The 12936-nt window shown below is 71.2% G+C and carries 12 protein-coding genes; 6 read left to right on the top strand and 6 right to left on the bottom strand.

The features are described 5' to 3' along the window. Nucleotides 1–23: 23 nt before the first annotated feature. From ACZ4N4_RS23335 to ACZ4N4_RS23345, 3 genes are read right to left on the bottom strand one after another with little or no spacing between them, the layout of a single operon-like run. Nucleotides 24–824 (bottom strand): amino acid ABC transporter ATP-binding protein, encoded by an 801-nt coding sequence (locus ACZ4N4_RS23335; RefSeq protein ID WP_358919137.1) that lies wholly within the window; start codon nucleotides 822–824, stop codon nucleotides 24–26. Further along, nucleotides 821–1750: an amino acid ABC transporter permease gene (locus tag ACZ4N4_RS23340; protein ID WP_453580323.1), complete on the bottom strand. Its 930-nt coding sequence runs from the start codon at nucleotides 1748–1750 to the stop codon at nucleotides 821–823. Before ACZ4N4_RS23340 ends, ACZ4N4_RS23335 begins: the two co-directional genes overlap by 4 nt. Nucleotides 1751–1781: 31 nt before the next feature. Continuing rightward, nucleotides 1782–2738 carry an ABC transporter substrate-binding protein gene (locus tag ACZ4N4_RS23345; RefSeq protein WP_467591661.1) on the bottom strand — a complete coding sequence of 319 codons (957 nt, stop codon included), beginning with the start codon at nucleotides 2736–2738 and terminating at the stop codon, nucleotides 1782–1784. 584 nt (nucleotides 2739–3322) lie between these two features. Here ACZ4N4_RS23345 and ACZ4N4_RS23350 point away from each other — a divergent pair. Then, nucleotides 3323–4555, top strand: coding sequence for an NAD(P)-dependent malic enzyme (locus ACZ4N4_RS23350; protein ID WP_351705051.1), 1233 nt, complete (start codon nucleotides 3323–3325; stop codon nucleotides 4553–4555). Nucleotides 4556–4845: 290 nt separating this feature from the next. After that, a complete protein-coding gene (locus ACZ4N4_RS23355; protein ID WP_453580330.1) occupies nucleotides 4846–5811 on the top strand; it encodes a zinc-binding dehydrogenase in 966 nt (321 codons plus the stop codon). 110 nt (nucleotides 5812–5921) lie between these two features. Here ACZ4N4_RS23355 and ACZ4N4_RS23360 read toward each other — a convergent pair whose 3' ends face one another. After that, the gene (locus tag ACZ4N4_RS23360) at nucleotides 5922–7025 is read right to left on the bottom strand and encodes a PadR family transcriptional regulator (protein WP_467591665.1); all 1104 of its coding nucleotides are present in this window, start codon (nucleotides 7023–7025) and stop codon (nucleotides 5922–5924) included. Between the two features lies 1 nt (nucleotide 7026). Beyond that, a complete protein-coding gene (locus ACZ4N4_RS23365) occupies nucleotides 7027–8154 on the bottom strand; it encodes a DUF4097 family beta strand repeat-containing protein (protein WP_467591668.1) in 1128 nt (375 codons plus the stop codon). Nucleotides 8155–8476: 322 nt separating this feature from the next. On the opposite strand from ACZ4N4_RS23365, the gene ACZ4N4_RS23370 reads away from it, so the two are divergent. Next, nucleotides 8477–8608, top strand: coding sequence for a hypothetical protein (locus ACZ4N4_RS23370; protein ID WP_467591671.1), 132 nt, complete (start codon nucleotides 8477–8479; stop codon nucleotides 8606–8608). Nucleotides 8609–8717: 109 nt separating this feature from the next. Here the strand turns inward: ACZ4N4_RS23370 and ACZ4N4_RS23375 are convergent, their stop codons facing one another. Beyond that, nucleotides 8718–8897 (bottom strand): DUF6104 family protein, encoded by a 180-nt coding sequence (locus ACZ4N4_RS23375; protein WP_152776632.1) that lies wholly within the window; start codon nucleotides 8895–8897, stop codon nucleotides 8718–8720. Between the two features lie 227 nt (nucleotides 8898–9124). Here ACZ4N4_RS23375 and ACZ4N4_RS23380 point away from each other — a divergent pair, with 227 nt between their 5' ends. From ACZ4N4_RS23380 to ACZ4N4_RS23390, 3 genes are all read left to right on the top strand, one after another. After that, complete coding sequence (locus ACZ4N4_RS23380; protein WP_450755102.1) at nucleotides 9125–9583, top strand: CU044_2847 family protein; 459 nt, start codon at nucleotides 9125–9127, stop codon at nucleotides 9581–9583. Beyond that, the gene (locus tag ACZ4N4_RS23385; RefSeq protein ID WP_467591675.1) at nucleotides 9580–11796 is read left to right on the top strand and encodes a VMAP-C domain-containing protein; all 2217 of its coding nucleotides are present in this window, start codon (nucleotides 9580–9582) and stop codon (nucleotides 11794–11796) included. The genes ACZ4N4_RS23380 and ACZ4N4_RS23385 overlap by 4 nt, the downstream gene beginning before the upstream one ends. Before the next feature lie 112 nt (nucleotides 11797–11908). Further along, nucleotides 11909–12931 (top strand): AAA family ATPase, encoded by a 1023-nt coding sequence (locus tag ACZ4N4_RS23390; RefSeq protein WP_467591678.1) that lies wholly within the window; start codon nucleotides 11909–11911, stop codon nucleotides 12929–12931. Nucleotides 12932–12936: the final 5 nt, after the last annotated feature.

Genomic DNA, 12936 nt, shown 5'->3' on the forward strand with positions numbered 1-12936 from the left:
GCGACGGAACCGCGGTACCCGCGCTACAGCACCTTCGACAGGAACGACTTCGTGCGGTCGTGCTGGGGGTTGGTCAGGACGTCGCGCGGGTGGCCGGACTCGACCACCACGCCGTCGTCCATGAAGACCAGGCTGTCGCCGACCTCGCGGGCGAAGCCCATCTCGTGGGTGACGACGATCATCGTCATGCCGTCCTCGGCCAGGTCCCGCATCACGTCCAGGACCTCGCCGACCAGCTCCGGGTCGAGCGCGGAGGTCGGCTCGTCGAAGAGCATCAGCTTCGGCTGCATGGCGAGCGCGCGGGCGATCGCCACCCGCTGCTGCTGGCCGCCGGAGAGCTGCGCCGGGTAGTGGCCCTTGCGGTCGCCGAGGCCCACCCGGTCGAGGAGTCGCTCCGCGCGCTCCCGGGCCACCGCCCTGGACTCGCGCTTGACCTGGACCGGCGCCTCCATGACGTTCTCCAGGGCCGTCATGTGCGGGAAGAGGTTGAAGCGCTGGAACACCATGCCGATGTCCCGTCGCTGCGCCGCGACCTCCTTCTCCTTCAGCTCGTAGAGCTTGTCGCCGTGCTGGCGGTAGCCGACCAGGTGCCCGTCGACGTACAGCCGGCCGGCGCTGATCTTCTCCAGATGGTTGATGCACCGCAGGAACGTGCTCTTGCCGGAACCGGACGGGCCGATCAGGCAGAACACCTCGCGCGGCAGCACCTCCAGGTCGATGCCCTTGAGGATGTGCGCCAGCCCGAACGACTTGTGCACGCCCTCGGCCTTGACCATCGGCGCGCCGCTGCTCGGCGGGGTGATGTCCTTGGCGAGACCGGTCATCGGGCCACCTCCGGGCGGCGGAAGGAACCGAACAGGCGGAGGTTCTTCCGCAGACGCTGGAACGGCGTCGGCGGCAGGTTGCGCGTCGAACCGCGGGCGTAACGGCGCTCCAGGTAGTACTGGCCGACGCTGAAGACGCTGGTGAGGATCAGGTACCAGATCGACGCGACGAAGTACATCTCCACGACCGCCAGCGAGGTGCTGGAGATGTCCTGGGCGCGCTTGATCAGTTCGTTGAACTGCACCGCGTACGCCAGCGACGAGGTCTTGAGCATGTTGATGAACTCGTTGCCGGTCGGCGGCACGATCACCCGCATCGCCTGCGGCAGGATCACCCGGCGCAGCGTCTGGCCGCTGGTCATGCCCAGCGCGTGCGAGGCCTCGGTCTGGCCCTCGTCGACCGACTGGATGCCGGCCCGGACGATCTCGGACATGTACGCGGCCTCGTTGAGGCCGAGACCCAGCAGCGCCGCCAGGAACGGCGTCATGACCTGGTTCATCTCGTCCTTGTAGAACCCCAGGTTGAGGATGGGGAACACGAGGGACAGGTTGTACCAGAGCAGCAGCTGCACCAGCACCGGAGTACCGCGGAAGAACCAGACGTACAGCCAGCCCACGGTGCTGGTGACCGGGTTCGAGGACATCCGCATCACCGCGAGGATGATGCCGAGGACCAGGCCCAGGACCATCGCGAGCACCGAGATGTACAGCGTGTGCCAGACGCCGGACAGGATGGTGCCGTCCGTGAGGTAGTCCGGGATGATGCTGTAGTTGATGTTCGCGTTGGAGAAGGCGATACCGATCAGCACCAGGACGGCGATGACGGCGGCGCCGGCCACCCAGCGGCCGTAGTGGCGTACCGGGATGGCCTTGATCTGCTCCGGCGGCACCGCTGGCGCCGGAGTCTTGTCGGCCGTGTCAGTCACAGTGACAGCCCTTCAGTCTTGCCCGGGGTGCTCAGGAGCCGCCGTTGGTCTTCGCCTCGGTGACCGCGCCCTGCGTGACGTTCCACTTCGCCAGGATCTTCTGGTAGTCGCCGTTCTTGATGATCGCGGCGAGGGCGGCCTGGAGGGCGTCACGCAGCTGGGTGTTCTCCTTGGTGACGGCGATGCCGTAGGGGCCGGCCTCGATCTGGTCGCCGACGACCTCGAAGTCCTTGCCGCCACCCGAGGTCTTGGCGTTGTAGGCCGCGACCGGGAAGTCGTTCAGGTCGGCGACGGACGCACCCTGCTTCAGCCGGAGCAGCGCCTCGGGGTCGGTGTCGAAGGTCTGCAGGGTGATGGCCTTCTTGCCGTCCTTCGTACACTTCGTGCTCTGCGCCTTGGCGATGCCCTCGGAGGTGGTGCCCTGCTGCAGGGCGACGACCTTGCCGCACAGGTCGTCGAGGGACTTGATGCCCTTCGGGTTGCCCTTCTGGACGAGGATCGAGGTACCGGCGGTGAAGTAGTCGACGAAGTCGACGCCGTTGCCGACCTTCTTGCCGGTGTCGGAGTCGATGCCGTTCTGGCGGTCCTTGGTGTCGTTCATCGCCGACATCACCATGTCGAACCGCTTGGACTGCAGACCCACGATGAGCTGGGCGAACTTGCCGTTCTGGAAGTCGAACCGCACGCCCAGCTGCTTGCCCAGCGCGTCCGCGATGTCCGGGTCGACACCGACGGCCTTGCCGTTCTCCATGTACTCGACCGGCGGGTAGGCGATGTCCGAGCCCACCTTGATCACACCGGCCTTGCGGATGTCGTCCGGCAGCTTGCTCGCCAGCGGGGCCGAGGACGAGGAGGAGCCGGTGTCGCTGCCCTTGTCCGTCTGGTCACCGCAGCCGGTGAGGATCAGGGCGCCCGCGACCGCGATCGCACCGAACGCTGCGGTCCTGGAGCGCGCGACAGTGGTACGACGGGTGGAGCTTGCGATCATGGTGGTTTCCTCCGGCGGTGGGTTGAACAAGCCGATATACCGATGTGCCTGATATGTCGATATGCCGATGGGTCGACGGAAACACACACCATCGGGTGTCGCGACCTCGTGGGTTTACGGCATCCTGCCATTGGGATTGCCCCATTCAGGCGTGTCACGATGTCAAAATCGGATAACGGGTGACCCCCGGGACGCGTCGGGCAGGGCCTTCCCTGACTCGCCGCCCCGCACATCTGCGGGAATCCGACCTTCTGGCCGGAAGATCTTCGGTTCACCGCCGGTTCATCCCGGGCCCCACCCCGGGGTCGTCCGCCGGCCACCCGGACCGCTCATCTGTCGGTTACCTACGACATCCGTGATGTGACCTTGCGCCTATTCGACTCGTCGTGGGCGCCGTCCGTCCGGTAAGAAGGTTCTTTACACCCCTCATCCGGGGCTCCAGGGCGCGTGTGCGGCGCGCCCGTCGCGCAGGCGCTCGTACGTGCCACTCGTACGTATCAGTGATCGGGCCCTGCGCGGTGCCCGTCCACTTCCTCACCGGGAGTGGCCGACCCTCAACCATGCATACCTAAGGGGTAAGACAAGTGGCAGCGGAGATCGTCAATCCTCGCAGCGACAGCACGCCGGGCAATTCGGACCAGGACGGTGGGGCCGAGCCCCTCGATTCCTTCGATCCGGCGTTCGCGCTGCACCGCGGCGGCAAGATGGCCGTGCAGGCCACCGTGCCGATCCGTGACAAGGACGACCTTTCCCTCGCGTACACGCCCGGAGTCGCGCGCGTGTGCACCGCGATCGCGGAACAGCCCGAGCTGGTCAACGACTACACATGGAAGTCGTCCGTCGTGGCCGTCGTCACCGACGGTACGGCCGTGCTCGGACTCGGGGACATCGGCCCCGAGGCCTCCCTCCCCGTGATGGAGGGCAAGGCGATCCTCTTCAAGCAGTTCGGCGGCGTGGACGCGGTCCCGATCGCCCTCGACTGCACCGACGTCGACGAGATCGTGGAGACCGTCGTCCGGCTGGCCCCGTCCTTCGGCGGGGTCAACCTGGAGGACATCTCGGCACCGAGGTGCTTCGAGATCGAGCGCAAGCTCCAGGAACGCGTCGACATCCCGGTCTTCCACGACGACCAGCACGGCACGGCCGTCGTGACGCTGGCCGCGCTGCGGAACGCGGCGCGGCTCAGCCGCCGGGAGATCGGCCAGCTGCGGGCGGTGATCTCGGGCGCCGGCGCGGCCGGGGTCGCGATCGCCAAGATGCTGGTCGAGGCCGGCATCGGGGACGTCGCCCTGGCCGACCGCAAGGGCATCATCTCGGCGGACCGTGACGACCTCACCGCCGTCAAGCGCGAGGTGGCCGGGTTCACCAACAAGGCCGGGCTCAAGGGCACCCTGGAGGACGCGCTGGCCGGCGCCGACGTCTTCATCGGCGTCTCCGGCGGTACGGTCCCGGAGGAGGCCGTCGCCTCCATGGCCGAGGGCGCGTTCGTGTTCGCCATGGCCAACCCGAACCCGGAGGTGCACCCCGACGTCGCCCACAAGTACGCGGCGGTCGTCGCGACCGGGCGGTCGGACTTCCCCAACCAGATCAACAACGTGCTGGCGTTCCCCGGGATCTTCGCGGGCGCGCTCCAGGTGCGGGCCTCCAGGATCACGGAGGGGATGAAGATCGCGGCGGCGGAGGCGCTGGCGTCGGTCGTCGGCGACGATCTCGCCGCCGACTACGTCATCCCCTCGCCGTTCGACGAGCGGGTCGCCCCCGCGGTGACCGCGGCGGTGGCCGCGGCTGCCCGGGCCGAAGGTGTTGCCCGGCGGTAACCCGAATGGCCCCGCCCTTCCGGGCGGGGCCATTTCTTTGCCTGGCCGCCCACCCGTTCGGGTGCCGGTGTGGTGACCGTTGCCCTGGAGGCCGCCGCCCCCGGACCCCCGGACGGGATGGCGGGACGCGCTGCGTCCGTTCCGGTGAGTGGGGGCTGGTCGCGCAGTTCCCCGCGCCCCTCACGGGACGCCGGCGGCCGTGCCCCTGCGCGGGGCGCCTCGCGCAAGAGGGGATGTGTCACAGCACCCCCCGGTTTCGCCCTCGGCCCCGGGAACCTATCGTCGGCCCTATGTTCGCCGTCTACGCCGCCCGAATCGACCGCGACCAGCCGCTCTCCGGCCTTGAGTTGGGGGATCGTCCCGCCCCCGGGGCCCGTCCCGGCTGGAGTACCGTCGATGTCCGGGCCGCCTCCCTCAACCACCACGACCTCTGGTCCCTGCGCGGTGTCGGTCTCCCGGAGGACCGGCTGCCGATGATCCTCGGCTGTGACGCCGCCGGCGTCGACGCGGACGGCAACGAGGTCGTCCTGCACTCCGTGATCGGGCAGAGCGGCCACGGGGTCGGGCCGAACGAACCCCGGTCCATCCTCACCGAGCGCTACCAGGGCACCTTCGCCGAGCAGGTCGCCGTACCCACCTGGAACCTCCTGCCCAAGCCCAGGGAGCTGTCCTTCGCGGAGGCCGCCTGTCTGCCCACCGCCTGGCTGACGGCGTACCGGATGCTGTTCACCAACGCGGGCGTCCGTCCCGGTGACTCGGTCCTCGTGCAGGGCGCGGGCGGCGGGGTCGCCACCGCCGCCATCGTGCTCGGCAAGGCCGCGGGGCTGCGGGTCTTCGCGACCAGCCGGGACGAGGCGAAGCGCAAGCGGGCCCTGGAACTGGGCGCCGTCGAGGCGGTGGAACCGGGAGCCCGGCTGCCGCAGCGGGTGGACGCCGTGATCGAGACCGTCGGCGCCGCCACCTGGTCCCACTCGGTGAAGTCGCTGCGCCCCGGCGGCACGATCGTCATCTCCGGCGCCACCAGCGGCGACCGGCCCTCGCACGCCGAGCTGACCCGGATCTTCTTCCTCGAACTGAAGGTCGTGGGCTCGACCATGGGGACCAAGGACGAGCTGGAGGACCTGCTCGCCTTCTGCGCCGCCACCGGAGTACGTCCCGTCATCGACGAACTGCTGCCGCTCGACCGCGCCCGCGAGGGCTTCCAGCGGCTGGAGTCCGGCGACCAGTTCGGGAAGATCGTCCTGACCAACTCGTGACCGGCTCCTGAGGGGCGGGAGAGCGGCCAGGCCGTGCGCGAGGGGGAAGCGGGCGGGAGGGGAAGCGGGTTGGGCCGTGTACGGGCGGCCCGCTTCCCCTCGCCCCTTCCTCAGGACTTCGGGCCGCGCAGCAGCGCTCCGATGCGGGCCGCCGCCGCCGACAGGTGGCGACGGGTGTCGGCGAGCTGCTCCGCGCTGACTCCGTGGTCGCGGGCCGCGTCCCGGATGTCGTCGCGGAAGCGGTCCAGGAGCCGGTCGAGGTCGCGGGCCGGGTCTCCGGTGCCGGTCTCGTCGCCGTGCGCCCACTCGGGGACGTACTGGGCCGGGAAGTCCTCCGGGGTCTCCGAGTACTCCGGTGTCCGGGGCTGGGCCGGCGCCGGCTTGCGGAGGTCCGGGCCCGATCCGGGCTGCGGCTCGGTACGGCCGCCGAAGCCGAAGTCCTTGCCGAACTCCCTCCCGAACCCCTTGCCGTAGTCCTTGCCGAACTCCCCGAACTCCTTGGCGAGTTCGGTCAGGCCCTCGCGGACCCCCGTCGGCCAGTCACCGCGTGCGAAGTGGTCCTGGACGTGCTCCTGCACCCGGTGGGCGATGCGCTGCATCTCCTCCTGGGCCTGGGCGCGGGCCCGGGCCTGGGCCTCCTGGGCCTGCCGGCGCGCCCGCTGGGCCTCGTCACGGGCCCGGCGGCTCTCGTCCTTGGCCCGGCGGGCCTGCTCCTTCCACTCCTGCTTGGCACGCCGCATCTCCTCCTTGGCGGCCCGCCAGGACTCCTTGTCACCGAGGTCGCCGAACTCCCCGGCCCCGGCCGCGGCCCCCGTCCCGCTGCCGCGCCGGGCCTCCGAGGCGGCCGCCCGCACCTCGCGGCGCAGATCGCCGGCCGCGCCACGGACGTCGGCCCTTATCTCGGCGGCCAGTTCGGCCACCGACTCCCGGATCTCCAGCTCCAGGTCGGCCAACTCGCCGCCGCGATCCGCCAGTTCGGCGCGACCGGCGTCGGTGATGGCGTAGACCTTGCGGCCGCCCTCGGTGGTGTGCGTGACCAGGCCCTCCGCCTCCAGTTTGGCGAGGCGGGGGTAGACGGTGCCCGCCGACGGGGCGTACAGGCCCTGGAAGCGTTCTTCGAGCAGCCGGATCACCTCGTAGCCGTGGCGCGGGGCCTCGTCCAGCAGTTTGAGCAGGTAGAGGCGGAGACGTCCGTGGGCGAAGACGGGAGGCATCTCAGAGCACCTTCTTGTCGGTCGTACCGTCGGCCGGGTCTGCGGACCCGGGCCCCGATCCGGTCTCGGACCTGTCGGACCCGGTCCCGGTCCCGGTCTCGGACCCGGAGGCGGGCGCGGGGGGCGAGGCGGGTGCGGACGGGGCGGACAGGCCCGTCGGCCCTGCGGGTCCCGTCGGACCCACGGGTCCTGTCGGCCCTACGGGTTCCGTCGGGCCCACAGGTCCTGTCGGCCCTACGGGTTCCGTCGGACCTACGGGTTCCCTCGGTCCGGAGGGGCCGGGCGTCGGGCCGGACTCCCAGGCCGTCTTCTCGTCGTCGTCCTCCTTGGGCGGGCGGCGCAGCAGGGCGATGGAACCGGAGACCGTGGTGGCGCGGAGCTTGCCGGTGCCCGCGCCGAGGCGGCCGGTGATCTTGTGGGCGCCCCACTGGCCGTGCACCCGCAGTCCGTCGAAGGCGTTGGAGATCGTGCCGCTCGCGGTGTTGGCCTCGACCTCGGCGTCGGCCGGATGCGGCAGCCGGATGGCGATCTCGCCGGAGACGCTGGTCAGCCGGACGTCCGTCGGGCCGTCCGGGTCCAGGTCGATGATCATGGAGCCGCTGACCGAGTCCGCGCGCACGGCGGAGCCCGAGCCCTCGACGACGGTCAGGTCTCCGGAGACCGAGTTGAACCGCAGGTCGCCGGTGACGGCCTGGGCCTCCAGGTTCCCGGAGACGGTGTCCGCCCGGACCTGGCCGGCGAGGCCGACCAGGGTCGTGTCGCCGGTGACGCCCTTGACCACCGACGTGCCGCTGATCCCGGAGACGACCGCGACGGCGCCGACCACGCCCACCTCCACGCGGGTCTCCGCCGGGACGGCGAGCGAGACGACGGCGCTGCGCCGCCAGCCCTTGCGGTCGAGCCACTTGAGGAAGCCCTTCCAGGGCAGGTCCTCGTAGGCCACCGTGAGGGTGCCGCCGTGGTGCGTGACGATCAGGGGCGGTCCCTCGATCTCGGAGACTTCCAGGCGGGCGGAACCCTCGTCCGTGCCCACGACGTTGACTGTTCCGTTGACGATGCGCACGTGCAGATCGCTCACGGGGGTGTCGAAGGTGAGCTTCCTGGGCTCAGCGACGGACCACTCGGACATGGTGCGGACCTCCCTCGGCCGGGCATGGCGGCTGCGTACGAGACGCGCGTGCACGGCTCGCGCCATATCGCGTCTTCCATAAACACGATATATCGTGGCTGTCGGAAGTCAAGGCGCTCTTCGGAGTGACCGGTTGGGCTCCGTGTTGACCCTTCGAAGGGTTCGAGTGGTTACATATCGGGCGATGAGTGGATTAATTGCCTACCGTGTGTCCATGTCGACGGATGAATCCAGGGCCCTTTGCCGGCCTCCGGGGTCCGGCACAGGTACGCCGCCGGGCGGGGACGGCCTGCCGAGAGCCCATAGGGTGGCGCTGGCCGAGATGGCGGTGGGGCTGCCGGCGGTGGCGTGGGGGATGCGCCGGCGCAGTGTGCCGTGGGCCGCGGTGGGGGCGGTGCTGATGGCGCACGGGGCGATGGAGCTGTCGTACGAGACGGTGTTTCCGCGGGACTGACGACGGCCGGCCGAGGGCCCGGGGCCGCACCCCCGCTACGGGCCGGTGGGGGCCGGTCACGTGGTTCCCGCGCCCCCTGGCGGGCTGCTTCGCAGGGGGCGTCCTACTCCTACTCCTCGTCCTCGTCGTCCAGTCGGGCCAGCCAGGTCGCCAGGCGCTCCACCGGGACCTCGAAGTCGGGGTTCAGGTCGACGAAGGTGCGGAGCTGTTCCGCGAGCCACTCGAAGGTGATCTCCTCCTCGCCGCGCCGCTTCTCCAGTTCCTCGATGCCTCGGTCGGTGAAGTACATGGGTTGCTCTCCTGCTGCCTGCATGTGTGGGTGCCCGGTGGTGGGCGCCTACCAGCCTAGGCCGACGGCAAAGGTGTGCCGTCGGCGAAGGGTAGGGCTCGGCTCCGGGGGGAAGGACTCTTTCCCCGTGGATTGAAGCGGCGATGTGTTCCCGTGCGGGAAGGGCGGGAAACCACGAACGGTACGGCGTAGGGAGCACACGGGGCTCGGGGGAACGGGGGAGCGGCATGGAGCAGGACGCCGCGCGGATAGCGCGGGTGCGGTTGCCGGACGGTACACCGGTGTGGGCGCGGATCTCGGGCGCCGAGGAACTGGCCGTGCCGTCGGGGGAGTTGTCGTACACCGACACCGGGTTCACCGAGCGTGTGGAGGCGACTGTCGAGAGCCTGAACTCGCTGGTCGGCGGGGTCGCGCGGTCGCTCGCCGAGCCGTTGCGGGCGGTGCGGCCCGACGAGGTGAGCGTCGAGTTCGGCATCGAGCTGACCGCGAAGGCCGGCAAGGTCGTCGGGCTGCTCGCGGACGGGGAGGCGAAGGCGGCCATCACGGTCACCCTGACCTGGCACGGGGGCGGCCCGCCCGATCCGGACGCCGGTCACGACGGCTCCCCGGCCGCCCGAGCGGGCGCGTCCGGCGGCGCCCCGGTGCACGGGGGCGCCCAGGGAGCCGGGGCCGGGGGCGCGGAATGACGGACCGGCACGACGGGGGCGCATCCGGCGGCTGGGATCCGGCCCACCATGCGCTGCGTGAACTCGTGATGGCGGCCACCGTACGCATCCATCGCACAGGTGTCGGGTATGCCCCGGAGGAGTCCGGGGCGTTCCTCGGCAGTGGCTTCTTCATCGCACCGAACTGGGTGCTGACCTGTGCCCATGTGATCCACGGCGGGGAGGGGGGCGAGGTCACGGTGGTCTATCAGCCCGGTCCCTTCGAGGAGCCCTGCGCGGTGCCCGGCAAGGTCGCCGCGACCCTCCCCGAGCACGTCGACCGACCCGTCCAGGGCGGCTGGCCCGCCCCGGACCTGGCGCTCGTCCGGTTGCGCGAGCCGGTGGACCACGACTGTGTCTACGTCTCCGAGCGGCCGATGCCGCACTACACCGAGGGCCGGGTGTTCTACGCGGGTTGGACCTCCTACCAGGGCCGGCCGGAGATCCTCGACGGCTTCCTCACCGTGCACGGCACCGTCGGCGGCTGGTCGGCGGGTGTCCAGATGCGCCTCGGCGAGAACGAGCTGCCGCCCGGGGTCTCCGGCGGGCCGGTGATCGACCCGGTGCGGGGCGAGGTGGTCGGTGTGCTCAAGGCACGTGCGGCCCACGGATCGGGCGGCACCTCCATCGGGATCGAGCGGCTGCGCACCCTGCAGGCGGTGCCGGGCGACCGGCGGCACGACCTGTACCGGCACGGGCTGCGCCACCACGACCCGTACCAGCACGACCTCTACCAGGCCGTCTGTCACGCCCACGACCGCTACCACCGCGACCGCCAGCAGCCCACCGACGCCGGGCGCCCCACCTGGACCGACCTCCAGGCCGAACTCGGCACCCGCCCGGGCCGCACCCTGAGCCCGGACGAGCGGGTGGAGCTGCTCGGCCGGCTCGCCGACCTGCCGCCGCCGGACAGTACCCGTGGCCTGCTGGACATCCTCCACTCGCTGCCGAACTTCCGGCCGCCGGCCCTGTCGCTCGCACCGCGCGGCTGGCGGGACGGCCTCGGCGCGGTGTACGAGAACGTGCGCAACGACGGCGCGCTGCGCCTCGTCGCCGAGTACGCGATGCGGGTCATGACCGCCGAGCGCCCGGTCACGCCCTTCGTGCTGGACGCCGAGCAGGCCCTGTGGGAATGGATCAAGCAGGCCGCGACCCGGCTGGACAGCGACTACCGCAGCGAGCTGGCCCGCAGGCGCGCCCAGCACCTCGGTGACCGGCTGCGCGAGCGGACCGGCCGCGACCGCGGCGATCACCGGGTCGCGGGGGCGGCGGGGGAGCAGGGCAGGGACCATCCGCACACCGCGCGCGACCAGTCCGTCCTGCTCGAAGTGGAGCATCTGGCCTGGAACCGCGGCCACTGCGACTGGTCGGTCGCGGTGGTGCGGGCCGACGGCGAGGCGACCCGGCTCGACGACGGGCAGGGTGCCCCGCTCGCCGACCTCGCCGCCCGGGTCGCCGAGCCGCTGGCCGAGGCCTTCCGCCGCTGTGACGAGCCCGGCCGGCCGGTCCCGCTGCAGGCCGCGCTGCCGCATCTGCTGCTCGACCTCCCGGTGGACGAGTGGCGGCTGCGGCGCGGCGCCGACCCGTTGGGCGTCGAACGGCCGGTCGTGGTCCGCTGCAAGGACCGTGACCAGCTGCCGGGGGAGGAGGACGGCTGGTACGGAGGTGAAGGCCCAGGAGGCGAATTCCCGGGCGACGGATTCCCCGACGACGACGAGGAGTCCGACCGCCGTGACCGCTGGCACCGGGTGCACGACGGGCGTGAGCGGGCCGAGAACCGGGCCAGGGCCGAGATACTGGACTGCGACGACGCGGTGCGCCGGCCGGTGTCCGACGTGGCCGTGCTGCGCGGCCTCGCGCCCGGGACCGTCCCGGTGCTGTGCCGGCAGGGCGACCGGCGCTACCCGGACGACGCCACCGCCCTCGGCCGGATCGTCCGGGCGGGGTACGGGGTGGTGCTGTGGCGGCGCTGGAGCCGCCCGACCGACTCCGTGTGCGGTGAGTTCCACCGGGGCGCCAGGATGACCGTCTACGACGTGGACGGCGCCTGGGAGCTGCCCGAATCGGTGCACAGGCTGCGCAAACAGGTGCGCGAGGGGCTCACGGAGGCGTTCTGGGCCAAGGACATCGCTCTCCTGTACGACGACCCGCACCGACCCCTGCCCGGTACGGGCGACCTGCTGCAGGCGCCGTGAACTCGCGCGCCCTGTGTGAGGCCCTTACGGGGTCTCCTGAAGGTCGATAACGTGATGCACGTTCGATGGCTGCCGTGGGGACCGGACGGACGAGTGACGACGAGGACCGGACATGACCGAATCCAGTGAGTGGCTCATCTACCGAGGCGCCGGCGAACCCCATGACGGCATGAACAGGCTGCCCCCGCCGCCCCCTTGGCGGGACTTCTCCGGCCGGGACGCGGCCCACGACGGCGACGGCTCCCGGGACCGCAGGCTCGGCGCCAACCGGCATCTGGCCGAGCTGCACCGGCCCGGCGCCGAGGAGCTGGAGATGATCAACGCGGCGCTGTATCTGCGCCGCCCGCTCCTCGTCACCGGCAGCCCCGGCGCGGGCAAGAGCACCCTGGCGCACTCGGTGGCGTACGAACTCGGTCTGGGCGACGTGCTGCGCTGGTCCATCGTCAGCCGCTCCACGCTCCAGGACGGCCTCTACCACTACGACGCCATCGCCCGGCTCCAGGACGTCCAGATCGCCGCGCAGGGCGGGTACGGCACCGCCGGCGGCACCCCGGGTGCCGTGGAAGCGATCGGCAGCTATGTCCGCCTGGGCCCGCTCGGCACGGCCCTGCTGCCCTCCGACACCCCGCGCGTGCTGCTGATCGACGAGCTCGACAAGAGCGACATCGACCTGCCCAACGACCTGCTGAACGTGCTGGAGGAAGGGGAGTTCGAGATCCCCGAGCTCCAGCGGATCGCCGACCGGCTGCCGGACGGCGAGGCCGAGGTGCTCACCGCCGACGGCACCAAGGTCCGGATCCGCGACGGCCGGGTGCGCTGCCGGGCCTTCCCGTTCGTGGTCCTCACCAGCAACGGCGAGCGGGACTTCCCGGCCCCGCTGATGCGCCGCTGCATCCATCTCGAACTGGACCGCCCCGACCACAACCGTCTCGCCACCTTCGTCCGCGCCCACCTCGGCGACGAGGCGGCCCGCGCGGGCGACGATCTGATCAGCCGTTTCCTGGAGCGTTCCCGCAGCGAGCTGCTCGCCGCCGACCAGCTGCTGAACGCCGTCTACCTCACCGACGCGGCCGCCCCGCCCAGCCGCGACCGGCTCGCCGACCTGCTCATCCAGCGGCTCGACCGCCCGAGGTGAGCCGC

The sequence above is a fragment of the Streptomyces sp. NPDC026538 genome (assembly GCF_055567535.1).